Here is a 24238-nt window from a genome sequence, read left to right as displayed (position 1 = left end):
TTCATGGACGAACAAGCCTTCAAGGCCCGTGGCTTCGGGCAGACCATCGGTTTCGGCCGCCGCTCGGCGCTGGTGGTGATCGATGTCATCAAGGGTTTCACCAATCCCGACCTGCCGCTGGGCGCGGACCTGTCGTCGCAGATCGTGGCGATCAACGCACTGATCGCCGATTTCGCGGCCCGCCGCGAGCCGGTGTTCTTTACCACCGTGCGCTACGACGAGCCGGATCTGTCGGACGCCGGGATCTGGCCGCTGAAACAGGGCGGATTGAAGACGCTGGCCGCCAGCGGCGACGGGGCCGAGCTGGACCCGAGGCTGAGCCTCGCGGCCGGAGAACGCACGCTGGTGAAGAAATACGCCTCGTCCTTCTTCGGCACCGATCTGTCGAGCCGCCTGGTAGCCGAGGGTGTCGACACGCTGGTGATCACCGGCTGCACGACCTCGGGCTGCGTGCGCGCGACGGCGGTGGACTCGCTGCAGAACGGCTTCCGTCCGATCGTGGTGCGCGAGGCGGTGGGCGACCGCAGCCAGCCCGCACATGAGCAGAGCCTGCTGGACCTGCAGGCAAAATATGCCGACGTGGTCTCGCTCGACGCGGCGCTGATGCGCGAGATGGCGGGCGCCTGAACGGCGCCCTGCCCCACCAACCCGCCTGCGCCCCGGTCAGAAGCTCGACCGGGTCGCGGGCACCTTGATCCCCTGCTCGGCGGCGGCGTTCTCATCCGCCTCGAGATTGGTGATGATCGCCAGGAGACCCTTGCGCAGCACGCGCACCTCGTCCTCCTCCAGCCCCTTCAGCGAAATCAGGTTGACGTCATGCGCCATCGGCTCCAGCCGGTCGCGCAATTCCCAGCCCTTGGGCGTCAGGAAGATCTGCAAAGTCCGCTTGTTGCCGTCCATCTTCTGCCGCGTGATCACGCCCTGCTTCTCCAGCTTGGTCAGCGCGGCGTGCGCGGTGGGTTCGGTCAGATGCGCGCGCTGGCTCAGCTCGCGCTGCGACAACCCGTCATTGTACCAAAGGATGCGCAGGAAGATCCATTGGCCGAAGGTGATCCCCTCGTCCTGAAGGCGCATCTGCAGCGAGCGGTTGAAAGCCCTGGCGGCGAGACGAACGAGACGCGCGAGGCGTTCTTCGGTCAGCTTGGGATCGAAGTCTTCATGCCCCGAGGGCGCGGTTTCATCCATGTGGAACGGTCTCAATCGGCCAGAAACGAAAGCCCCGTCGCCAGCGCGATGCCGGCGACGGGTCGCTTCCATTTGTGCTGATTTCCCGTGCAGGACACAAGGGTTAGATGTCTTTTCAACCGTTTCGTGTCACCCGTTGCCCATCCACGACGCCCCGCATAGCCATTCTGTTCAGCCGTCCTGTTCCGCGGTCATGCCTTCGGCCATCTCCTTGACGTAGCCGCGCAGGATGCGGGCGTCGATCACCACCGACTTGCCCGCGCGCACCTGCGCCACGGCATCGGCCAGCGCGGCCTCGAAGGCGGCCACCGTCGCGACCGGGCCGATGCCCACCGCGCCCTGCGCCCGCGCGAGGCCGGCGATGTCGATATCCGGCTCGTCGATCGCCTGGCCGATATGCTTGTTCTCGACCGGGCGGTCGCGGTCGCGGGCGACGCGTTCCTGGTGGATCTCGTCGTTGAAGAACGAGCGGTTGTTGGCCACCACGATCAGCATCGGCACGCTCTGATGCGTCCCGGTCCACAGCGCGGTCGCGCCCATGATGAAATCGCCGTCGCCCAAAACCGCGACCGGCATGCGGCCCGTGTCCTTCAGTGCCAGCGCCGCGCCCACGACCATGCCGGGGCCCGAGCTGATGCCTGCGCCGCCGTCATAGCCCAGATAATCGAGCGGCCCGGTGAAATCGCAATGGCGACCGTCCCAACCCAGGGGCAGACGCACCAGCGTGTGCGGATCCTCGGCCAGCCCCGCGCGCAGCACATGCGAGAGCGCGTCGAGCGACAGCACGGCATCGGGCTCCTGCCCGTGCGGCGCGGGTGCCGTGCGGGGCGCGGGTGCGGCGGGTTCCAGCCCCAGCCGTTCGCACAGCGCCGCGACCAGCGCATCGGCCTCGGTCAGGATGGTGAGATCGCTCGCCACCACGTCCTGATGATCCATCGACCAGCCGTTCGTCAGCATCGGCTCGAGCGTGGCGTTGACCACCTTGGCCCCGGCGCCCAGCTTGCCCTGCGCCAGCGTGCCGGCCGGGTCCACCCAATCGAGGCACAGCACCAGATCCGCGCCCGACAGCGCCTCGACCGATTCAGCCGACAGGAAGAACCCGGGCGCGCCCGCGTGCAGTTTGTGGCGCGTCGGGAAGGCGGCGCCGGTCTTGATGTCGGTGATGACGCGGGCGCCGAAATACTCGGCCAGCGCCACGCGCCGCGCCCAGTCCCCTTCATCGCGCGAGACGCGGCCCATCAGGATCACCGGCGATTGCGCCTCGGCCAGCATGTCGGCCAGGGCCGAGACCTGCGCGGCACTCGCACCCGGGGCCTGAGGGGCTGCGAAACGCGCGGGATCGGGCAGCGCGGGCATGGCTTCGATGGCGGTTTCCTGCACCGTCACGTCGAAGCAGACATAGGTGGGCGCCATCGGGGCCGAGGTGGTAATCTGCATCGCCCGCATCAGCGACGACAGCGAGGCGGCCAGCGACGCCGGTTGATCATCCCATTTCACATAGGGCCGCACCACCGCCGCCTGATCGCGCGAGGTATGCAGCCAGTCGATCCAGGGCCGACGCTTGGCCGCGTCGACCGGGCCGGTCGCGCCGAGGATCAGCATCGGCACGCGGTCGCACCAGGCGTTGTAGATGGCCATCGCGGCGTGCATCAGGCCCACATTCGCGTGCAGCACCACGGTCATCGGCTTGCCGGTGATCTTGGCCCAGCCATGGGCGATGGAAACCGCGTGTTCCTCATGCAGGCACAGCAGCATGTGCGGATCCTGGTTGCCGAGGTAGTTGACCATGCTGTCATGAAGGCCCCGGAAGCTCGAGCCGGGGTTGAGCGCGACGTAGGGCGTGTCGAGCCGGCGCAGCATCTCGGCGATGGCGTCGCTGCCGTAGAGCGTCTTCACCTCGCAGGGTGTGGGGCGGTCGGTTTCCCTGGTCATCTGTCTCTCTCCCGTTTCGGAATTCTTGTGTTATTTCAGGTGCGCACCAGCGCCAGCACGATCACGCCTGCCATCGCCATCAGCGAAGCCAGCGCGAAGATCGGGCCGGGGCGATCCTCGGTGCGCAGGACCCAGGCGGCCAGCCAGGCCGCGAGGAACATCTCGATCGTGCCGATGATCGCCACGGCGGTGACGGTGGTGAAACTGAGCGCCACGAATTGCGCGGTCTGGCCCAGCGATACGAAGGCGGCCGCCACCAGCTGCCAGCCGGTCGGGCGGCGGAACAGTTCGCTCAGGTGGCGGCGATAGGCGGCGCTGAACAGGGCTGCGACGGCGAACCACACGAAGGCGGCTACCGCGCCAATGAAGGCGCCGATCAGCGGATCGGGCAGCCAGCGCATGGCGAACTTGCGCGCCACGTAGGATCCGCCATAGCTCGCCGCCGACATCAGCGCCAGGACACGGCCGGTGTTGCGCTCGCCGGCCGCTCGCCGGGCGTCCTCGTCATCGGCGACGATCTGGCCCCTGTTCGACAACACCACCAGCGCCACGGCGGCGAAGACCAGCACGAAGGCCAGCGCGCTGGCGATGGTCAGGCTCTCGCCCAGGAACAGGATCGCCAGCACGGCGGCGAACACCGGGATCAGCCGGCGGATGAGCCCGGTCTCGATGGCGCCGGCCAGCTCGATGGAGCGGAAGAAGAAGATCCGCCCCAGCACCGTGGCCAGCATGCCGGCGACGACGAAGATCGCCACGCCGATCCAGAAGCCTGTGTCAATCGGCGGCAGCGACGGCCCCATGATCAGCCACAACCCGCCCGAGAACAGCGCCGTCAACACGATCGACAGCAGCACGGCATTGCCCCGCCCGCCCTTTTCGCGCGCGTTCTTGGTCGCGGCGACCGAGCCGAAGGCATAGCAAAAGGCGGCGAGGATGGCGAAGATCTCGCCGATAAAGGGGATCATGGGGACCTGTCGTGTTTCGTGCTCAGGCCGGGGCCTGCAATTCCTGCAGCAACCTGGCTGAGGACATCACCTCGCGCAGCGGCAGGCTGTCCTGGATCGCGTCCAGCTCGACCGAATAGCTCAGCCCTTGCCCGTCCCAGAACCACCAATAGACAATCTCGCCCTGCTTGTCGCGGATCGGCATGCGGAAGGTGGGGAACTTGCGCTCGTCCTCGGGCAGCGCGGCGCTGCCCGCCTTTTCATGCGCCAGCCCCAGCCGGTCCAGCGCCTGTTCCAGCGGGATCATCGCCGTCAGGCGCGGAGCCTGCGCGACATGCGCCTCCAGATCGGAGGGGCGGCTGTCGCTCAGCCCCCGGAACAGGCGCACGACGGGCGGGTAGCTTTCGTGCTCATGGGTCAGCTGGGCATAGGCGAGGCCCTGCTCCAGCCGGATCTCGACGATATCGCCGGGTTGGTAACGGCTCATGGGGCCTCCTTGCTCACAGGCTGTAGGCTTCGAGGGTCGAGGGGTGGAACAGCTCGTCGACCTGCACCCGGCGCGGCGAGAGGCCCTGCGCGAAATGGTAGTCGAGGAATTTGTCGAGCACATGCGCATTGGCGCCGACGCCATAGCTCCAGGGATCGGGGCCCATCAGCGCGCGGGCACGGTTCAGCGTGTCCTCGACGAAGGGCATCGTCACCTTGGTGGCCGAGGTGTCGTTCAAGGCCTCTTCGGCCAGCTTCTTCGACTCCGAGAACGCCTTGAGCAGCGCTGCGGGCAGAAAGGGGTATTCCTCGACCAAGGTCCGGCGCACGCCCAGAACGTGCATCACCGGGAAGATGCGGGTCTGGCGGAAATACTCCTCGGCCGCGCCGATGCTGTCGCGGAACAGGCGGCCGACATGGGGATGGCCCTCGGCAAAGCAGCGCGGCCAGCGCGGGCCGATGAAGCCGTCGATCTCGCCCGCCGCCAGCATGCCGTTCAGCGTGGCACCCTCGGGCGCCTGCTCGATGGTGATGTCGTCGGGCAGCGTCAGCGCGATCTTTTCCGGGCGGCCCGGCGTGTCCATGCCGCCGCGCACCCAGGTCACGTCCGAGGGTTTCACGCCGAAATGCTCTTCCAGGATGCCGCGCACCCAGACGTTGGCCGACAGCTGGTACTCGGCGATGCCGATGCGCTTGCCCTTCAGATCCTCGGGCCGGTCGATGCCGCGGTCGGTGCGGATATAGACCGAGGTATGACGGAACGCGCGGCTCAGGAACACCGGGATCGCGACGTAATGCGGGTTCCCGCGCGCGACCGAGATCGAATAGGACGACAGCGACAGCTCCGAGATGTCGAAGGCCTCGTGCCGGAAGGCGCGGAAGAACATCTCTTCGGGCGACAGCAGCATCGGCACGGGATCGACGCCGTCGATCTTGACCCGGCCGTCGACGATGGCCCGCGTGCGGTCGTAATTCCCCATGGCGAGGGAGAGTTTCAGATCGGACACGTGTTCCTCCTTTACGTGATGCCGCATTGGCGCTGCAGATCCACCGGCTGGCCCGAGGCCGCCGATTCCAGGATCGCGTGACAGATTTCGAGGCTCGCGCGGCCCCAGGCGCCGGTCTGGGCGGGCGCGCGATCCTCGCGCACGGCGCCGACCAGCGCGTCGATGACAGGTCCGCGCGGGGCGGGGCCGAAGGGCACCTCGACGAAGCGGCGCTCGATGTCGCCGAAGACATCCAGCCCGGCAGGCGTCAGCCGCAGGTCGGCGCGGTCGCACAGCGCGATCACCGGGCCGAAATGCTCGTTGTTTTCCGCCTCGATAAGCCCGGCCCCGCTGCCGTAGGTGCGGGTCTGCTTGAGCGCGGCTTCGGCCTCGGCGTCGAGCCCCTGCAAGGCGCGACGCGCCTTGCCATAGGCGGCGGGGTCCTTGCGCTGGCCCAGCTCGCCCACATTATCCATCCAGACGTCGCTGTCGAAATGCGCGTAGCCGGAATAGGTCAGGCTGGCGAAGGATCCATTGGCAAAGGCGATGAGCGCGCTGAACGCGCCTTCCGTCGGGCGCGCGGGATCCCAGGCGCCGGTCATCGCGGTGACTCGGGTGGCAAGGCCACCGGCCAGCCGGCGCACCACGTCGATCTGGTGGATCGCCTGGCTGAACAGGATGCCGCCGCCCTCTTCGGTGCGCAGTTCCTCGGGGCGCCGGGGGCGGTAGAGGAAATCGGTGTAGTTGAACGCCTGGATCATCCGCAGGGATCCCACCTCACCGCTCTCGATCAGGCGCGCCGCGGCCTCGACTGGCGGGTCGAAGCTGTGGCTGGGGCCTACGATCAGATGCTTGCTCGAGGCCTCGGCGGCCGCGACCATGCGGTCGGCATCCGCCATCGAGATGGCGATCGGCTTGTCGACCAGCACATGCTTGCCGGCGGCCAGCGCGGTGCAGACGTGGTCGGCGTGCATCTGGTGCGGCGTGGCGATATAGACCGCCTCCACCTCAGGATCGGCGCAAAGCGGCACGATGTCGTCATAGGTCCGACCGCCGAACTCGGCCTCGAACGCCGCGCGGCTTTCGGCGCGGGGGGCGGCGGCGGCGACCAGTTTCACGCGCGGATCGGCGGTGAAGGTCGGGATCATCAGCATGAAGCCGCGACCCAGCCCGACGACGCCTAGCCTGACGGGCATTTGCGCGGGCTCAGAGGTCAAGGACCAGCCTCCCGCCCGAACAGGCGCGCGAGACGCAGATCATGATCTTGTCGGCCTTTTCCTCGTCCATCAGCACCATGTCGCGGTGATCGGCCTCGCCCTCCAGGAGTCGCGTCTTGCAGGTGCCGCAGGTGCCGCTCTCGCACGAGCTGACGGTCGGGAACCCGGCATCGCGCATAGCCTCGAGGATCGAACGGTCGGCGGGCACGGTCAGCGTGATGCCGGTCTTCTTCAGCTCGACCTCGAAGGCCTCGTCATCGGCGCGCACAACGTCGACGGGCTTGAAATCCTCGAAGTTGACGCGGCCTTCCGGCCAATGGCCCGAGATCGCCTCGATCTCGTCCATCAGGGGCTTTGGCCCGCAGCAATAGACATTCAGCTTCTGCGGCTCGGCAAAATGGTCCCAGAAATCGTAGATCTTCTCGGGGTCGCCCTCGTCGTGATGGGCCAGGACACGGTCGCCGTAAGCGGTGGTCAGGTCTTCCAGGTAGGCCGCCTCTTCCGCGCTGCGGCTGAGGTAGATGATGTTGAAATCCTTGCCTTCGCGCTCAAGATGCGCGGCCATGGCCGAGATCGGCGTGACCCCGATGCCGCCCGCGATAAGCAGGTAGCGCGGCGCGTCGGCCATGGGGAAGTCGTTTTCCGGCGCCTCGACGTTCAGCTCGAACCCCTCGACCGCCTCGTCATGCATCGAGGCCGAGCCGCCCCGGCTGGCCGGCTCGCGCTTCACGGCGATCTTGTAATGGTCCGGCGCGGTGCCGTCGTTGACCAGCGAATAGCGCCGCATTGCCCCCGAGGGCGTCTCGACCGTGACATGCGCGCCGGGCGTGAATCCGGGCAGCGCGCCCTCTTCCATCGGAACCAGCGTGAATTCGGTGATCTGCGGGGTCAGCGCGCGTCTTGCACCGACGCGCATCCTGATGAGCTCCATTCGCCCCTCCCAAAAAACGTGTATCTGCCCTTGCTCGTTTAGATAGCTAAGTATATGTTGTCAAGCATTCGAGATTGGCCTTCACGGGCCCGGGCCGCAGGAGGAGTACGAGATGCTGACCCCCGAAGAGAACGAAGTCCTGACCCGCGTGACGGGTGACGCGCCGATGGCGAAACTGATGCGTCAGCACTGGACGCCGGTCTGCCTGATGGAAGAAGTGGCGGAGAACGACGGCAAGCCGCTGCGCGTCGAAGTGCTTGGCGAATCCTACGTCGCGTTCCGTGATACCAAGGGCCGTCTCGGCATGCTCGACGAGCTCTGCCCGCACCGCAAAGCCTCGCTGGTCTACGGTCGCAACGAGGATTGCGGCCTGCGCTGCCTGTACCACGGATGGAAGATGGATGTGGACGGCAACGTCGTCGCCATGTCGTCCGAGCCCGAGGGAAGCCCGCTGATGGACAAGGTCAAGGCCCGTTCCTACCCGGTGCGCGAATGGGGCGGTTTCGTCTGGGCGTGGCTCGGCGACAAGACCGACATGCCGGAGTTCCAGCCCCCCGCCTTCGCCCCAACCGAAGACACCCCGGTCGCCATCCTGAAGATCCGTGTCCCCGCCAACTGGGCGCAGATCCACGAAGGACAGATCGACAGCGCGCATTCCTCGTCGCTGCATTCATCAACGATGAAACCGGCCCGCGTGGAAAGTGCCGCAGCCGATGACAAATCGTGGTACCGCCCGTCGACCGACAAATCGCCGCGCATGCAGACCGAGACCACCAGCTACGGCTTCCACTACGCAGCGATCCGCAAGCCGATCAAGAACGCAGCAACGCATCATTACCTGCGCATCACCGAGTTCGTGGCGCCATACTACTCGCTGATCCCGCCCAACAACGCCTACAAGGTCGCCAGCGTCATCGTGCCGATCAACGACGACGAGACTGCGTTCCACTTCCTCGCCTTCGGCGGCCCGAAAGTGCCCTCGACCGAGGAATGGCGCGCCTTCAACCACGCTGTTCCGGGCAAGGACCTGGATGAGAAGTGGCGCACGCTTCGGACGCTGGACAACGACTTCAAGCAGGACCGCGAGCTGATGAAGGAAGGCCACTTCACCGGCGTTCCGGGCATCCCGAACGAGGACATCATCATGTGGGTGTCGATGGGCAGCCGCGTGCAGCGCCATACCGACGTGCTGGGCGCCTCGGACCTCGCCATCGTCGAGTTCCGCCGACTGATGACCGACGCCGCGCAGAAGGTGGCCGAGGGCGGCCCGGCGATCGGCACCGCGAGCTTCGCGCTGCAGTCGCGCATCGCCTCGCACGAGGGGGTCTATCCCAAGGATGTCGACTGGCGCACGCTGGTCGCCCATGACCCGGCCGAAGCGGCCGAGTGACGCGCTGGCGCTTTCCTCCCAAGGCGCACGCAGGGAAGGCCCGCACGAGCAATCGTGCGGGCCTTTTTTCATGGTCTTGTTCAGAGTTGCGCGCGCCTCTTCAGACGGTTTCGAGGCGCGCCGCCAGCTCCGCCGACGTCCGGCGCAGCAGCTCGGAGAGTTCATCCGCGCGGCGTGATATGCGCTCCGTCGGCCCATGAATCCCGATGCCCAGCGGGCGTGCGTGCCCCGGCGGCACCGGGATCAGCGTCGACATCATAGACGCATCCCAATGCACCGTGCGGTGCGTCGGAATGTCCAGCAGGTCGCGCGCGTGCAGGATCGACACGTCGGTATCACGATTGGCGTCGAGCACCGCCTCGAAGGCCGCCTGGGGGTAGTCGCGCGGCGAGATCAGCCCCTCGGCCACGGTGCGACGGTAGATCTGCAGCGCCACCGGCCGCGGCGCGCGCGCCAGCATCAGCCAGCCGGTGCCGTTCTGCACCATCAGCCGCCGGTCGCCCGCGCGGATATGGGTGTTGCGCCCCTCCTGCCGGTGCAGCGAGGTGACGTAATCGACATGCAGGTCGGCGGGCGCGGCCAGCACCACCGGCTCGCCCGCAGCCTCGCGCAGACGGCACAGGGCATCGAACAGCACGGTCTGCTCATAATCGTCGACCTGCATCCAGCCCGTCAACGTCTGCAGCCGGGGCGCGGGGAGATAGGCATGGGTCGCGGGATCGAGCGTCATGTAACCCATGTCCAGCATGGTACGCAAAAGCGCGGTCAGGCTGGAAACCGGATAGCCGAGCGCGGCGCCCAGTTCGTGCAGCCGGGCAGGCTGTCGGTGACTGGCGAAGAACTCGAGGATCTCAAACACCCGCGCAGCGGATTTCACCTTGTCTGCGGTCATCTCCCCTGCCCTTCCGATTCACACGGCTCGGCGACCCGTACCGGCCCGCTCCGCCCTGTCACAATCTAGGCGAATCGGGGCGCTGCGGAAAGGGTTCGCGACGCGGCCCCGGCGGATGTCCCGCAGCCGGCGCGCGGGCCTTCGGGCAGAATTCACATCCTCGAAATATCCGCCATGCGGGGCGGTTCGCGTTGACCGGGGGCCCGATTTCGCAAGGCTGTCGGCAAGGGAGACGGCAGGATGCGCGCGCGATTGCGCAGTGGCACGGCCCTCCCCGTTCATCCCTTTCGGCAGGCGGCGGGCACGCCCCGACCGCGCCCTGACACCAGACGAGGTTCCATGCCCGACACCGCCCCCTCCATCCCCCTCCCGCCGTCGTCCGGCACGATCTGCGTCGTCGGCGCGGGCTTCATGGGCTGCGTGATCGCCACGCTCTATGCCCACCACGGCCATGATGTCGCGCTGTGCGACATGAATACCGAGTTGCTGGCCAGCTTTGCCGAGCGCGCGCGCCCGATCGCCGCGACCTTCGCAGACGACTCGGCCGCCGTCGACGCGATGCTGGCACGCGTGCGCACCGAGCCCTCGCTGGCCGAGGCCGTGAAGGGCGCCTTCATGGTGCATGAGGCGGTGCAGGAGAAGCTCGAGACCAAGCAGGCGCTGTTCGCCGAGTTGGACGCGCTCTGCCCGTCGGAGGTGGTTCTGGCCACCAACACCTCGTCGCTGTTGCTGTCGGACATCGGCGCCAGGGTGAACGGCAAGGAGCGGATACTGGGCCTGCACTATATCACGCCCGGGCACATCATCCGCTCGATCGAGGTGATCCACGCCGATTTCACCCCGGCGTCGCTGGTGGAATGGGGCCGGGCCTTCGTCGAATCCATCGATCACGTGGGCGTCGCCTGCGGTGAGCGGCCGGGCTTCCTGATCAACAAGATCCAGTTCGCCATGCTGACCGAGATCTATCGCCTGATGGACGAGGGCATCGCCAGCCGCGACGATATCGACGCGGCCGTGCGGCTGAGCATCGGGCCGCGCCTCGCGCTGTGGGGGCCGCTGCTGACCGAAGATCTGATCGTGTCGAAGGCGACGGCGCTGGCGGTCACGGACTCGCTGTACCACCAGACCGGGGACGAGAACTACAAGGGCCGCAAGGCGCTGCGCGACCTGGCCGAGGCCGGGCACATGGGCGCGATCACCGGACGCGGCTGGTACGAGTACGACGCGCCCTATGCCGAGATCGTCGAGGAGCGCGACCGCCAGCTGACAGACCTCCTGGACTGGCTGCGGGAGCGCGACCCGGTGGGCCGGCTGGCGCCCCGCTGAGACACGAAAAAGGGGGCGGATGATCCGCCCCCTTTCCTTTTCCCACAGTCCGGATAAAGGCTTACTGGCCGCCCAGGTTGATGTGGATGTTCTTCTCCTGCGTGAACGAGATCAGCTCGCCGATCCCCTCCTCGCGCCCCAAGCCCGACTGCTTGTAGCCGCCGAAGGGCGCACCCAGGAAGTGCCGCCCGACCTCGTTGATCCAGACGAAGCCGGCCTCCGCGCGGGCCGCCGCGCGATGCGCCGTGGCCAGGTCCTTCGACCAGATCGAGCAGGTCAGGCCCACGTCGAGGCCGTTCACCTCGTCCATCATCGCCCCCTCTTCCGACCAGCGGCGCAGCACCAGAACCGGGCCGAAGATCTCTTCCCGGGCGACGCGCATGTCGGGCGTGACATCGGCAAAGATCGTCGGTTCGACGAAGCAGCCGTCCGCCATCGCGCCCTCGGTCACCGCGTTGCCGCCGGTGACGACGCGCGCGCCCTCTGCCTTGCCCGAGGCGATGTAGCCCATCACCCGGTCGAAATGCTCGCGCCCGACCAGCGCGCCCATCGTCGTCGCGGGATCGGTCGGCATGCCCGGCTTGAAGCGCGACACATCCGCCTCCAGCCGCTCGACGACCGCGTCGTGCAGGTCGTCATGCAGGAAGGCGCGGCTGGTCGAGCCGCAGCTCTGCCCGCACCAGCTGAAGTTCATGCCCGCGACGATGGCGTTGGCCACCTTGTCGGGGTCGCTGTCCGGATAGGCGATCAGGGCGTTCTTGCCGCCCAGTTCCAGCAGCACCGGCTTCAGCGTGTCGCTGGCCGCGCGCATCACCGCGCGCCCGGCCCCCACCGAACCGATCAGCGTGACCTTGTCGATACCCTTGTGCGAGGCCAGCGCCGCGCCCGCCTCCGTCCCGCCGGGGAGCACGGTGAAGACACCCTTGGGCAGCAGGCCGTCGATCAGCTCGGCCAGCCTCAGCGCCGAGAGCGGCGCCTGCACCGGAGGCTTGATGATGACCGCGTTGCCCGCAGCCAGCGGTGCGCCCATCTTGCCGCCGCAGAACATCAGCGGGTGGTTGAACGCCAGGATCCGCGCCACCACGCCCAACGGCTCGCGCAGGGTCATGTTGATGCGCTCGGGGCCCATCGGGATGGTGTCGCCCTTCATCTCGGTGACGAGGCCGGCAAAGAATTCCATCTGCGCCGCGGCGACGCCCGCGTCGCCGCGCATTTCGGTATAGGGGTTGCCGCAATTGGCGGAATCCAGCAGCGCCAGCTCGTCGCCGTGCTTGCGGATGATGGCGGCGATCTCCTTGAGCACGCGCGCGCGCTCCAGGGGCGCCACGTCGCGCCATTCGCGGAACCCCGCGCGGGCGCTTGCCACGGCCGCGTCGACATCCGCCTCGCCCGCCGTGGCCACCTGGGCCAGCACCTTGCCGGTTGCCGGGTCGAAGGTCGGATCGGTGCGCCCGGATTGCGGCGCGTGCCAAGCATTGCCGTAGTAGAGGCCCAGGTTGTCGGGCAGGATCGGTTCGAGCATGGAGCCCTCCTTGTCTTGCAGGGGGCGGGCGACCGGGGCCGCCGCGCCGAGGGTTGTCACAGCATCGACGGCAGCAGCGTCGTCAGCCCGGGAACCAGCGCCAGCACGATCATGCCCAGCAGGTACAGCAGCACGAAGGGCCAGGCCGAGGAGAAGACCTTGCCGAGGCTGGCATCCTCCCACGCGCTTTTCAGCGCGAACAGCGTGTAGCCGAAGGGCGGGGTCATGCCCCCCACGGTGATGTTCACCAAGAACAGCAGCCAGAACCAGATCGGATCGAATTGCAGCTCCTCGATGATCGGCAGGTAGATCGGGATGACGATCAGCATCAGCGCGATCTGGTCGATGAACATGCACAGCACGAAGGGCAGCAGCATCAGCAGGATCAGCATCACCCAGCGTGACTGTTCCAGCCCCACGACCCATTCGGTCATCGCCGAGGCGCCGCCGGTAAAGGCCAGCAGCTGGCTGAACAGCTTCGAGCTGGCCATGATGAACAGGATCATCGCCGCCACCTTGGCCGAGGAGACCAGCGACTCGCCGATCATCTTCAGGGACAGGTTGCGATAGATCGCGGCGGTGATGAGCGAGCCGATGACCCCCATCGCGCCCGCCTCGGTCGGCGTGGCGATCCCGGCCAGGATCAGACCCATCACCATCAGGATGATGATCGAGAACGGCACCACCCGCAGCAGCGCCCAGCCCTTGTCGGCCAGCGTGGCACGGGTGCCGTCGTCGGGCTCGTCGGGCGCCAGCGAGGGGTTGAGCCAGACCCGGATGAAGCAATAGCCCAGGAAGATGCCCGCGAACATCAGCCCCGGGATGATCCCCGCGATCAGCAGCCCGGCGATCGACACGCCGGCCAGCGTGCCAATGATGATGACCAGGACGCTAGGCGGGATCAGCGGCGCCAGGCTGGCGCCGGCCAGGATCGTGCCGGCCGACAGCCGCGCGTCGTACCCGCGCGCGATCATACCCGGCAGCAGCGAGCGGCCCAGCATGGCCGCCACGCCCATCGCAGCACCCGACAGGGTGCTGAACACCGTGGCCAGCAGGATCGACAGCACGTACTGGCGCCCCTTCACCCGACCGACCAGCGTGTCGATGGACCGGAACAGCACCTCGACCGAGTTCGAGCGGAACAGGATCTCGCCCATCAGGATGAACAGCGGGATGGTGACCAGCGATTGCGTGGTCGTCGTCTCGTAGAGCGAGTTGACGAACATGCCGTAGCCCATCGGTCCCATGATGACCGCGACGGCCAGCAGGTTGACCAGCAGGAAGGCCGCGAAGACGGGCAGGCCTACGGCCATGAAGCCCAGAAGCAGCCCCACGCCGGTCGCGACGGCGGCGATACCTTCAACCATGGGTCACCTCGGGTTGGGAGTCGGTCTCGGAAAGCGCCTGGCCGAAGGCGAGGCGCAGAAAATACAGGCCGGAATTGGCCACGCCATAGGTGATGAAGGCCACCAGGATCCATTTCGGAATGCGCACGGTGGTCAGGGTCGCCGTCCCGCGCGAGGCCAGGTGCTGCACCTCGCCGATGCAAAGCCAGGCAGCCCAGAGACAGGTCGCCGCCGCCACCAGGAAGCCCGCGCGCAGGATCACCTGGCGCAGCCGGCCGACCAGGTCGGGCAGGATAGTCACGGCCACGTGCCCGCCTTCGCGGGTCAGCCAGGGCGCGGTGCTGAACACCGTGATCAGCAGCAGGAAGGAAACGAAATCGCTCGCCCAGAGGGTCGGCGCGCCGAAGGCATAGCGCGAGACGACCTCGAAGGCGTAGATGAGCACGATGGCTGCCAGCGCACCGACGCCGATGAAGAACATCAGCCGGGTCAGCACGTCCTGAAGCGTCAGGATCGGTCGCATGGAGGGAAGCTCCTGGAACGGAAAGGCCGAAGAGAATGGGCCGAGAAGGACGACCGGGGGACGGAAAGACGCGCGGCACCAAGCGGCCGCGCGTCGGAAGGGGCCGGGCCCCGATCAGCCGTCGAGATCGGCTTCGGTTGCCAGACGGCGAATTTCCTCGATCGCCTCGCCCGATTGCGTGGCCGCGAGGTCCATCACGCCCGAGAACCAGGCCGAGCTGAGCGTGCCCGCCAGTTCCTCGGACAGCTCGGTCACGCTCATGCCCTCTGCTTCCAGGGCGGCGCTCTCTTCGGCGACTAGCGTGTCGAACAGGCCATTGGCCTCGATCTCGAACTCGCGCGCGGCGGTCTCGATCTCGGCCCGGGTTTCCTCGGACAGGTCGTTCCAGGTGTCAAGGTTCATCAACACCAGATGGCCGACCTGGCCGAAGGTCGGGCGCATCATGTAGTCGGCGACCTCGAACCAGCGGTAGGACAGAGCGCCGATGGTCGGCCAGGCCGCACCGTCGATCACACCGCGTTCCAGCGCCGGGTAGATCTCGCCGCCCGGCAGCACCACGGGCGAGCCACCCAGCACGTTGATCGCCGGGTGGTAGATCGGCGTGCCGCGCACGCGACGTCCTTCGAGGCCGTTCTCGCCGACCGGCTCGTTCAGCATGATGTGGTAGCCATTCAGGTCGTAAAGCACAGCGATCAGCTTCAACCCCTGCTCCTGGTAATCGGCATCCACCGCGTCCCAAATTCCGGCTTCGCGCAAGGCCTCGGTATCGCCCGACAGGCCGTCCAGCGCCATTCCCACCGAAGTCTGGTTGAAGTGATAGGCACCATTGGTGAACAGCAGGTCGAACAGGCCGCGCGACACCGGGTCGAACTGCTCGAACGGGGGCACGGTCTCGGGGCCCATGACGTTGACGCCGAAGCCCTCGGTTACGGCTTCGTCGAGCGTCTCGATGAACGACGTCAGCACGTCGACCGCAACATAGCTGGAATCCCAGCCCGACAGCAGGCGGAAGTCGCGTGCCTCGGCGGCACCAGTCAGGCCCAGCGTCGCGGCCGACAGCGCCGAAGCGCCCGCAAGGGCACGCAGTTTGTTGGTGAATGTGGTGGATGAAGTCATGTCGCTCGCTCCTCCCGTAGCGTTCCGACTGCGCCGCCCCTGGGCGGACAGTCTGGTCTGGATTGGCTGCTCAACCTAAAGGGTAAGCTATCTAAGCTTATTTGGCGGAGAGCACCTTGTCTTGATTGCCGGCGGGATCATTGCGACATTTCACATATATGAAATCGTACCGCCCTGCCCGTTCCGGCTTCAGCGCGCAGCCAGCCAGCGCCCCAACTTCCTGTTCAGGAATGGCAGGATCAGCCCGACATTCAATCCGGTCAGCAGCAGCGCCACGATGAACAGCGAGACCGCCATTGGCATGCCCTGGGTGAAGGGCCGCGTGGCCAGCACCAGGACGATAAGCGCGGGATAGACGGCCAGCATGCTGACCGCCCAGCGCTTCCAGAACTTCGGTTGTTGCGGCGGCACGGCGGAGGGGCTCTGCGTCGTGAGTCGCTCTGCGGTCTGGGTCGGATGGGTCACGTCGGTCTCTCTTGCAAAAGGACGCGCGGCCCGGAGGGGTCCGGGCCGCGCGATCTGTTAGGCTGCGCCAGGGTGGCATCAGCCGGCGGCGTTCTGTTGCACGCTGGCCCGGCGCCCCGCCACCAGGTGCCGTGCCAACATGGCTGCCCCGAGCGCGATGCCCGCGACCGCGAGCAGCTGGAAGGGCGCGACCGCCGCAACCGCACTGCCTAGCAGAAGTACCCGCTCCGCCGGCGATACCGGCTTGCTGGCGAAGGCCTCGACCGCGGTGGCCACGGACAGCGTGGCAATCACGCCCCCAACCACGGCCAAAGTATTCGACAGCGGGTCGGCCAGCAGCATCAGTGCCGGGTTCCAGACGAAGGCGAAGGGCAGCATGAAGCCGATCGAGGCCAGTTTCACCGAGGTGAAGGCGATCTTGAACGGGTCTTCATGCGCAATCGCCGCCGCCGACAGGGCCGCCACCGCAATCGGCGGGGTCAGCGCCGAGAGAACGGCAAAGTACAGCAGGAACATGTGGCTCTGCAGCACCGGATAGCCCAGTTGCGCCAGCGCCGGACCGACCAGCACGGCAGCCAGGATGTAGGCGCTCGGGGTCGGCATGCCGAGACCCAGGATGATCGTCACGACAGCGGCGATAACCAGCGTCAGGATCGGCTGCGAGTTGCTAATCACCAGGATCAGGTTCGCGGCCTTCATACCCAGCCCCGTCATCGACAGGCCCCCGATCACCAGACCCGCGGCGGCACAGGCGCCAGCCACCGGCAGGATGCGCAGCGTGGTCTCGCCCAAGCCCTCGATCACCTGCCACGGCGACAGGCGCGTCGCCTTCAGCAGCGTCGAGGCGATGATGACACCCATCACGCCGATCCCGGCGGTGAAGGTCGGAGAATAGCCCGAGAGCAGCGCCACCACGATGCCGATGATCGGCAGCAGGAAGACCCAGCCCGTGCGGAACGTCTGCGCTACGGTCGGCATCTCGTCCTCGGACGGGCGCAGGTCTTCGCGCACGGCGCGCAGGTGGACCTGACTAAAGACGCCGAGGTAGTAGAGCAGTGCGGGCACCACGGCGGCGACGACCACCGCCTTGTAATCCACGCCGGTATATTCGGCGAGAATGAAAGCGGCCGACCCCATCACCGGAGGCATCGCGCTGCCCCCCGTCGAGGCCGCGACCTCGACCGCGCCGGCGAAGCGCGCGCTGTAGCCCAGTCGCTTCATCACCGGGATGGTGATCGAGCCCGTCGCCACCACGTCCGAGGTCGGGCTGCCCGACATCGTGCCGTAGAGCCCTGAGGAAATCACCGCGATCTTCGCCGGACCGCCGCGGGTGCGCCCGGTCAGAAGCGCCGCGAGGTTGAAGAAGAACTCGCCCCCACCCGCTTTCGACAGAAAAGTGCCGAACATCACGAACAGGAAGACGTAGCTGGCGACCACCTGGATCGGCACCCCGAACACGCCATCCGTGGTGAAGACCAAGATATCGAGCAGGTAGGTGAAATCGTCGACGCCATGCCCGAAGGGCGGCGGCAGCAGGTAGCCGAACCAGTTGTACGCCAGGAAGGCCACGACCACGATGGTAAGTCCCATGCCCGTGGTCCGGCGCGTCGCTTCGAGGGTCAGGAGCAGTAGCGAGATGCCGAAGAAGAGCTGCGCGGGCGTGAACGGATCCAGCAGGCTGATGCGGTCCGCAATGGCGGTGGCGTTCACGAAGAAGAAGATGCCCGCTGCCAGGCTGAGCAGCGACAGGGCGATATCATAGAACGGGATGCGGTCGGGAGCGTTCGGCGTGGCACCGATCGCCGCGAACATGATCGCGTAGATCCCCGAAACGAAGAGGATGCCCAGAACTAGCGGATCCGAGATGGTGAAGAGGTTGGCGTAGATCACCCAGGCCGAGAAGATCGCGGCCACCACGACGATGGCCCGTTGCTGGCCGGCCGCAAGATCCCTCCTGCGGCCAGTGGAGACGAGTGTCCCGATCATTGCGACAGCCCTGCCTCACTGTAGGCACGGGCGGCGCCGGGGTGGAACTCGAGCACGCTGGGCGTGGCGAGCAACTCGGGCGTCAGGGATTGCATCGCGCTGTGAACCGCGCGCACCTCGTCGATGTTGGTGATTAGGGCGTTGGTCAAGGCATAGGCGTCGTCGTCGCTCATCGCGTCGGTCGCGGCCAGCAGCGCCCCCAGCGTCACGGTGTTCACGTCCGCCTGCTGGTTCGAATAGCTGCCAGCGGGAATGACCATCTGGCCGGTGCCGAAGCGCTCGTTGGTGGCGTCGATGACCTCCTGCGGGACCGACAGCAGCACAACGTCAGCATTCGTGTCCACCGCGCGAAACGACGAGTGGTTGATGAAGATGCCGTTGGTAATCATGTCGAGCCGTCCGTCCTGCAGCAGCTCGCCCTGCTCATTGGCGCCGGCGCGCACGAACTGGCCGCCAGCTTCGGCCAGGGATTCGTCGGTCACCCCCACCAGCTCGAACATCATCAGCGCGATGTTCGAGGTGATGTTCCCCGAGCGATTGATGCCGATGCGGATCGGCGCGCCGCTGCCGGCGATGTCGTCCAGGCTGTCGATGCCGTATTGCTCGGCCATCGAGCGGTCGAGGAAGAAGTGCATCGGCGCCCAGTTGTACATGTAGCCGATGGCCCGCATGTTCGTGATCGGCCCGCGGAAGGGCTCTTCGCCTCCCAGCGCGAGCTGCGCCTCGGCGTCGTGCACCAGGCCCAGATCCGTGCGCCCGGCGCCCAGCAGGCCGATGTTGGCGAACCCGCCGCCCGTAGCCTGATAGGTCACCACGGCCGAGGTGTCCGCCACCTGCGCGGCGCGGTCGATGCCGGCGCCCAGCAGCGACCAAAGGCCGCCCGGGTTCCCGCCTGAAAGAGTGAGGTTGAGCGATTGGCCGTGACCAGCCGTCGCCGAGACGGCGAGGCCGGCAGCCATCGCGATTGCAGTGAAACGCATAATCATGTCCTCCCGTTTGGCCCTGCGTCGCGCCCCTCTCCCGTCCGACATCCGGAACACGGGGGCCGGATCGGTGGTTTGCGAAACATAGCTTAGACATCTATCTTTAAAGCCCTCGCTAGGAGATTGTCAACGATTAGATACCAAAGCTTGCTATCCCCCCACTCAAGCTCGACGCGGAAGGCGTTACGGTCCCCCGCGGCGCTGGAAACCGGGTAATGCCGACACTCACGAAGGCAACATACATCATGACGAAGACCCTGTGCGGGCGGGCGCCCTCGCCCATCCTGCAGCAGCACTATTGCGCCTACCGGTGCTACGACGCCGAGGCGGGCCGCGCATTTCATGAGGATTTGCGGCTTTGATGGTGTGCCCCCCCGACGGCATCGATGTGCCAAGGTGGGTCTGCAAGGATCCACAAAGGAGAGCGGTCATGTCGGAGATTATCACGGTCGGGCTCGATCTGGCGAAGAATGTGTTTCAGGTCCACGGTGCCGACGCTACGGGCCGGGCGGTGCTGCGCAAGAAGCTGCGAAGAGATCAGGTCTGGCATTCTTTGGACAGCTGCCGGCCTGCGTCGTCGCGATGGAAGCCTGCGGTGGCGCCCATTTCTGGGGGCGCGAGATCGGGAAGATCGGGCATGACGTGCGGTTGGTCCCACCCGCCTACGTGAAGCCATTCGTGAAGCGCCAGAAGAATGATATGGCTGATGCCGAGGCGATCTGCGAGGCGGCGACGCGCCCGACGATGCGCTTCGTGCCGGTGAAGAGCGAGGAGACCCAAGGCGCGGCGATGGTCTTTCGCATCCGCGAGTTGCTTATCCGGCAGCGAACCCAGACCATCAATGCCCTGCGCGGGCATCTGGGCGAGTTCGGAATGATCGTTCCGCAGCGCGCGGCCAACATGTCGAAGCTGATTGCCATTGTGGAAGACCCGGAAAGCGGTCTGCCTGCCGATGCCATCCCCACGCTCAAGGTGTTGGTGGCGTCACTCGCCCATCTCGGAGCGGAAATCGGCAAGCTCGATGCCGAGATCGCCCGGTGTGCCAAGGAGAATGAGGTGGCGCGGCGCCTGATGACAGTCCCGGGGATAGGTCCTCTGATTGCCACGGCCATAGCGGTTCTGGCTCCGCCCCCCGAGACGTTCCGCAAAGCGCGCGACTTCGCGGCCTGGCTCGGGCTCACGCCCCGTCAGCATTCCACAGGAGGCAAGCAGCGTCTCGGGGCCAACACGAAGATGGGCGAACGGTCGTTGCGGCGATTGCTGATCATCGGGGCCAACAGCGTCATCATCAAGCGGCATGTTCATGCCGCTGCCCGGCCGGGCACATGGCTTGGCGAGATGCTGACGCGCAAGCCGCCGATGCTGGTGCGGGTCGCGCTGGCGAACAAAATGGCGCGGATCGTCTGGGCGCTGATGGCCCGAGGCGGCGCCTACCAGTCTCCGACCGCTGCGGCGTAAGCCGTCACTGGTCGCGAGGACGTCGGAGCGGAAGAGGGCAAGGAGACGTTTGGCGCACGGTCGTGAGACGGGATCGGGAGGACCAGAGCGCAACAGAGTGCCATCGAGCACGCGGCTTTGATCTGGACCCGACCTGCGAACACCATACGGGCCCGCGGCGTGATGATGGCCGCAACAGAGGCCGGATACATGTCAGCACCCGACACCGCGCGAAACTGATCCAGAAACCCTCTTGCGCAAGGGGCGGTTATACATGTTGCGCAAATGCTGTGAAGGTTTCACCTTGCGAATCCAGTCTGTTAGTCAGGCTGCATGAGCAGACCCATACCCCCGACCTACAAGACCAGGAACTGGCCAGCCTACAATGAAGCAGTCAAGCGCCGGGGCTCGCTGACGATCTGGTTTGACCCCGAGATGAGCTGGGATGCCGCGCCGACAGGCAGGCGTGGCCGCCAGCAGACCTACAGCGATGCCGCTATCCAGACGTGCCTCTCGATGAAAGTGCTGTTCGGCATGGCGCTCCGGCAGACGACCGGGTTCGTCGAGAGCCTGCTACGGCTGGTCGGCCTGAACTGGACGGTGCCCGACTTCAGCACGCTATCTCGCCGCCAGAAGACCTTGGCCGTGAACATCCCCTACCGCGGCTCCAAGGGGCCGTTGCACCTGCTGATCGACAGCACCGGGATCAAGGTCGAAGGTGAAGGCGAGTGGCACGCACGCAAGCATGGCGGCCCGAAACGGCGCGTCTGGCGCAAGCTCCACCTTGGGATCGATGAAGAAACGTTGGAGATCCGGGCCGTCGAAGTCACCGGGAGCCACATCGGTGATGCGCCCATCCTACCCACCTTCTCGACCAAATCCCGCAGGACCAGGAAATCGGTAGCGTTACGGCTGATGGCGCCTACGACACGCGCAAATGCCACGATGCGATTGCAGATCGCGGTGCCCATGCCGTCATCCCGCCCCGCAAGAACGCGAAGCCCTGGAAGACGATCACCGCCGGAGCCGTGGCGCGAAATGAGGCCCTGCGCGCGGCGAAATACCTGGGCCGCGCGCTCTGGCGACGATGGAGTGGATACCACCGCCGAAGCCGCGTCGAGACAAAGATGCATTGTATCAAGTTGCTGGGCCAGCGGCTCATGGCACGGGACTTCGACCGACAGGTCGCCGAACTCCAGGTCCGCATCGCCGTCCTGAACGGCTACACCGCGCTCGGAATACCCGTCACGGAAGCTGTGGGATAAGTCCGTCCGGGGAAAGGGGAACCTCGGCCTTAAGCCGATTTGTGCATCAGAGCCCTTGACACTAATAATTAGCTATCTATGTTTTTTCCCGGCGATGGTTCCCCGGAAGAGGAGCCGGATTTCATCGCTGCATCAAACTGGAGGAAATTCATGTCACGGACAGCCAATTTGGCCGGCCCGCGTTCGCGGACCGGAATGGTGGTGCTTTGCCTCGCTCTGACCGCGGGCTTCGCCCCGCTCGCGTCGGCGCAGGAGCAGCCCGCCTTCAACGAACATGCGGGAACCCTGCCGGACGGGACGGCATGGCTGATCCGCGTGCCCGAGAACTGGAATGGTCGACTACTCAGGGATCTGGATTTCGCCAGCAACGTTTCGGTCGCGTCAGCGGTCCAGCGGTATGACGACCTGCTCGGTCGTGGCTATGCCTTCGCCGGGCTCGCCCGGCACCCGCTGCGCCTGTGGCAATACGATCCGCAGCGTGAAATCCTGAATCTACAAGCTGTTCAGGACATTTTCACGGACCTGGAGCGCGCTCCTGACATGGTGCTGCAATACGGCTGTTCTGGCGGAGGGCTCGACAGCCTCGCTTCGGCCGAGGATTACCCGGACAGGATCGACGGTGCCGCCGTGCTTGCCGCCCATACGCCGGTCTGGATCATGAGCAGTTTCCTGGATGGCTGGTTCGCCATGCAGACCCTGCTGGGCGAAAGCTATGAGGCCGCTGGGCACGGTCCGGCCAGCGATCTCGCCATCGTCGGCCTGCCCAATGCCGGAGCGGGTGGCGAGCGCAGCCTTGACGCGATCCGTGCGTCCTGGATGGCCGCCATCGAAACGGCGGGCGAAAGCCCGGAGGGCCGCGCGCGGCTGGCGCTTGCCTTCGCCATCGGACAGTGGTCGCCGTGGATGGTCGAGGGGACCGAACTACCCGACACCGCGGATGCCGGCGCCATGGCCGACATGATCGTGGCCTCGGCGCTGCGCATCGGCGGTAATGTTGGCGGGTCCTCGCGGCTTCTGTTCGAAAACGCCGCATCGGGGCAGCAACTTTCCGGGAACGAGGGGGTCGACTATGCCGCCTTCTACCAGAATGCCGCACCCGCGATGGCGCGGACGGTTGAGGCGCTCTACGAACAGGCCGGTTTGGACCTTCAGGCCGACATTGCCAGGATCGACGCCGCCCCCCGCATCGCGGCCTCGGATTATGCGCGCGATTTCTGGGCCGCAGACGGGCGCACGACGACCGGCGATCTGCAGGTTCCGGCGATCCGCATCCACATGCTGGGCGACTGGGCCATTCCCTACACGCTGATGGAAGGCTACGGCGCGCTGGTGCAGGAGCAGGGTACCGGCGATCTGTATCGGCAGTCGCTGGTCCAGGGCACGGGCCATTGCGAGTTCACGGCTGCCGAAAGCACGGCCATCGTCGAGACCCTGGTCGAACGGATCGAAACGGGCGCCTGGCCCGAGACATCGCCCGAGGCGCTGAACGCCGCAGCCGAGGCGCTGGAAACCGGGAGCGCCCCCCGGTTCATCGAACACGGTGATTGGCGCGTGGCAGCCTATAACCGGCCCTGGGTTCCGGCAGAATGAGCCGATGGGGAACTGGCGCTGCGCCGGTTCCCCCACAGGTCCGGTGGCGCAAGTCATTGGTGGACCGTCGCCAACGCGCAGTGGGCATCTCTGGCGAGGGCAAGTGTTCCCATGTCTGGACGACCCCTGCTGCGCAAGCTGGGAATTGACGCGCCTATGCCGAAAGCAGTCATGTCTACGGCCTTTGTGGTGCGGTCTAGCCGCTGGCCCAGATGAAGTCCGCGGATCGGGTCCCAATCAAAATTGCGCGCTTTCTGCGCCTTGACCCCCTGGGGTGTCCCGATCCCCGGTTCGACCGGTTTGTCATCTCTTCTCAGCTTCACGCATTCCGTCAGCGGTTCCGCGCTCAGGAGACAGGGGCCGCGTAGATCTCGTTGGCGTTGTTGCAGAAAGTCGGCCTGAGTTGTGAGTGCCCCTTTCCCATTCAGTTTCATGCCACGCGGACGACGTGGGCGGTGCCGAGCGCGTTGAAGCGATTGACAAGGGCGACCCGGATGTGGATTTCGGCGGTTTGGCGATCTGGATCCCGCGCGGCGATGCGCTCACCGAAGGCCTTCAGGCATCGCATCTTGGCCTCCACTCGGCTACGGGCGTGGTATCCGGTCCACCGCTTCCAGAATGCCCGACCGTAGTGACGCGTGGCGCGCAGGGTTTCGTTGCGCGCCTTGGCAGCCGGGCAGTCCTCTTTCCAAGCTCGACCGTTCCTTCGGGTCGGT

General features: G+C 66.3%; 19 protein-coding genes and 3 pseudogenes. 6 read left to right on the top strand and 16 right to left on the bottom strand.

Annotation, left to right across the window (positions count from 1 at the left end; genetic code table 11):
* Window positions 1–3: 3 nt before the first annotated feature.
* Window positions 4–627 carry an isochorismatase family protein gene (locus tag BLR51_RS18305; protein WP_018065867.1) on the top strand — a complete coding sequence of 208 codons (624 nt, stop codon included), beginning with the start codon at window positions 4–6 and terminating at the stop codon, window positions 625–627.
* A 36-nt stretch (window positions 628–663) separates the two neighbouring features.
* On the opposite strand, the gene BLR51_RS18300 is transcribed toward BLR51_RS18305, so the two are convergent.
* From BLR51_RS18300 to BLR51_RS18270, 7 genes are all read right to left on the bottom strand, one after another.
* Window positions 664–1257: a MarR family winged helix-turn-helix transcriptional regulator gene (locus BLR51_RS18300; RefSeq protein WP_242656776.1), complete on the bottom strand. Its 594-nt coding sequence runs from the start codon at window positions 1255–1257 to the stop codon at window positions 664–666.
* A gap of 99 nt (window positions 1258–1356) precedes the next feature.
* Window positions 1357–3117, bottom strand: coding sequence for a thiamine pyrophosphate-binding protein (locus tag BLR51_RS18295; protein ID WP_018065869.1), 1761 nt, complete (start codon window positions 3115–3117; stop codon window positions 1357–1359).
* Between the two features lie 35 nt (window positions 3118–3152).
* The gene (locus BLR51_RS18290; RefSeq protein ID WP_018065870.1) at window positions 3153–4082 is read right to left on the bottom strand and encodes a DMT family transporter; all 930 of its coding nucleotides are present in this window, start codon (window positions 4080–4082) and stop codon (window positions 3153–3155) included.
* A 22-nt stretch (window positions 4083–4104) separates the two neighbouring features.
* Window positions 4105–4548, bottom strand: a complete 444-nt coding sequence (locus BLR51_RS18285; RefSeq protein WP_018065871.1) for a hypothetical protein — start codon at window positions 4546–4548, stop codon at window positions 4105–4107.
* A 13-nt stretch (window positions 4549–4561) separates the two neighbouring features.
* Window positions 4562–5554, bottom strand: a complete 993-nt coding sequence (locus tag BLR51_RS18280; RefSeq protein WP_018065872.1) for an ABC transporter substrate-binding protein — start codon at window positions 5552–5554, stop codon at window positions 4562–4564.
* An 11-nt stretch (window positions 5555–5565) separates the two neighbouring features.
* Window positions 5566–6729 carry a Gfo/Idh/MocA family oxidoreductase gene (locus BLR51_RS18275; RefSeq protein ID WP_018065873.1) on the bottom strand — a complete coding sequence of 388 codons (1164 nt, stop codon included), beginning with the start codon at window positions 6727–6729 and terminating at the stop codon, window positions 5566–5568.
* A gap of 10 nt (window positions 6730–6739) precedes the next feature.
* Window positions 6740–7681, bottom strand: a complete 942-nt coding sequence (locus tag BLR51_RS18270) for a PDR/VanB family oxidoreductase (protein WP_018065874.1) — start codon at window positions 7679–7681, stop codon at window positions 6740–6742.
* A gap of 112 nt (window positions 7682–7793) precedes the next feature.
* On the opposite strand from BLR51_RS18270, the gene BLR51_RS18265 reads away from it, so the two are divergent.
* Window positions 7794–9071, top strand: coding sequence for a Rieske 2Fe-2S domain-containing protein (locus BLR51_RS18265; protein WP_018065875.1), 1278 nt, complete (start codon window positions 7794–7796; stop codon window positions 9069–9071).
* A 100-nt stretch (window positions 9072–9171) separates the two neighbouring features.
* Here BLR51_RS18265 and BLR51_RS18260 read toward each other — a convergent pair whose 3' ends face one another.
* Window positions 9172–9963 carry a helix-turn-helix domain-containing protein gene (locus BLR51_RS18260; protein WP_089849683.1) on the bottom strand — a complete coding sequence of 264 codons (792 nt, stop codon included), beginning with the start codon at window positions 9961–9963 and terminating at the stop codon, window positions 9172–9174.
* Window positions 9964–10302: 339 nt separating this feature from the next.
* Between BLR51_RS18260 and BLR51_RS18255 the strand changes: the two genes are divergently transcribed.
* Entirely contained in the window at window positions 10303–11289 is a 987-nt protein-coding gene (locus BLR51_RS18255; RefSeq protein WP_089849681.1) for a 3-hydroxyacyl-CoA dehydrogenase family protein, read from the top strand.
* Window positions 11290–11350: 61 nt separating this feature from the next.
* Here BLR51_RS18255 and BLR51_RS18250 read toward each other — a convergent pair whose 3' ends face one another.
* The 7 genes from BLR51_RS18250 to BLR51_RS18220 all read right to left on the bottom strand — a co-directional run bounded on the left by BLR51_RS18250 (window position 11351) and on the right by BLR51_RS18220 (window position 19227).
* Window positions 11351–12811 carry an aldehyde dehydrogenase family protein gene (locus BLR51_RS18250; RefSeq protein ID WP_089849679.1) on the bottom strand — a complete coding sequence of 487 codons (1461 nt, stop codon included), beginning with the start codon at window positions 12809–12811 and terminating at the stop codon, window positions 11351–11353.
* A 56-nt stretch (window positions 12812–12867) separates the two neighbouring features.
* Window positions 12868–14178 (bottom strand): TRAP transporter large permease, encoded by a 1311-nt coding sequence (locus tag BLR51_RS18245; RefSeq protein WP_089849677.1) that lies wholly within the window; start codon window positions 14176–14178, stop codon window positions 12868–12870.
* Complete coding sequence (locus BLR51_RS18240; RefSeq protein ID WP_018065880.1) at window positions 14171–14680, bottom strand: TRAP transporter small permease; 510 nt, start codon at window positions 14678–14680, stop codon at window positions 14171–14173. The genes BLR51_RS18245 and BLR51_RS18240 overlap by 8 nt, the downstream gene beginning before the upstream one ends.
* A 114-nt stretch (window positions 14681–14794) precedes the next feature.
* On the bottom strand, window positions 14795–15796 hold the full coding sequence (dctP, locus tag BLR51_RS18235) for a TRAP transporter substrate-binding protein DctP (protein ID WP_018065881.1): 1002 nt from the start codon (window positions 15794–15796) through the stop codon (window positions 14795–14797).
* Between the two features lie 189 nt (window positions 15797–15985).
* Entirely contained in the window at window positions 15986–16261 is a 276-nt protein-coding gene (locus BLR51_RS18230) for a putative antibiotic biosynthesis monooxygenase (RefSeq protein ID WP_089849675.1), read from the bottom strand.
* A 78-nt stretch (window positions 16262–16339) separates the two neighbouring features.
* Window positions 16340–18247, bottom strand: coding sequence for a TRAP transporter permease (locus BLR51_RS18225; RefSeq protein ID WP_089849673.1), 1908 nt, complete (start codon window positions 18245–18247; stop codon window positions 16340–16342).
* Window positions 18244–19227 carry a TAXI family TRAP transporter solute-binding subunit gene (locus tag BLR51_RS18220; protein WP_018065884.1) on the bottom strand — a complete coding sequence of 328 codons (984 nt, stop codon included), beginning with the start codon at window positions 19225–19227 and terminating at the stop codon, window positions 18244–18246. The genes BLR51_RS18225 and BLR51_RS18220 overlap by 4 nt, the downstream gene beginning before the upstream one ends.
* Before the next feature lie 433 nt (window positions 19228–19660).
* Here BLR51_RS18220 and BLR51_RS18215 point away from each other — a divergent pair.
* From BLR51_RS18215 to BLR51_RS18205, 3 genes and pseudogenes are all read left to right on the top strand, one after another.
* A pseudogene (locus BLR51_RS18215) lies at window positions 19661–20688 on the top strand (IS110 family RNA-guided transposase).
* Between the two features lie 390 nt (window positions 20689–21078).
* Window positions 21079–21932, top strand: a pseudogene (locus BLR51_RS18210) (IS5 family transposase).
* Between the two features lie 150 nt (window positions 21933–22082).
* The gene (locus BLR51_RS18205) at window positions 22083–23522 is read left to right on the top strand and encodes a hypothetical protein (protein ID WP_024099412.1); all 1440 of its coding nucleotides are present in this window, start codon (window positions 22083–22085) and stop codon (window positions 23520–23522) included.
* Window positions 23523–23952: 430 nt separating this feature from the next.
* Here BLR51_RS18205 and BLR51_RS18200 read toward each other — a convergent pair.
* Window positions 23953–24238: pseudogene (locus BLR51_RS18200) on the bottom strand (IS5/IS1182 family transposase); the annotation flags it as partial.

The sequence above is a fragment of the Salipiger marinus genome, assembly GCF_900100085.1.
In the GTDB taxonomy this organism is placed as follows: domain Bacteria; phylum Pseudomonadota; class Alphaproteobacteria; order Rhodobacterales; family Rhodobacteraceae; genus Salipiger; species Salipiger marinus.
This window is presented reverse-complemented; position numbering and strand designations above follow the sequence as displayed.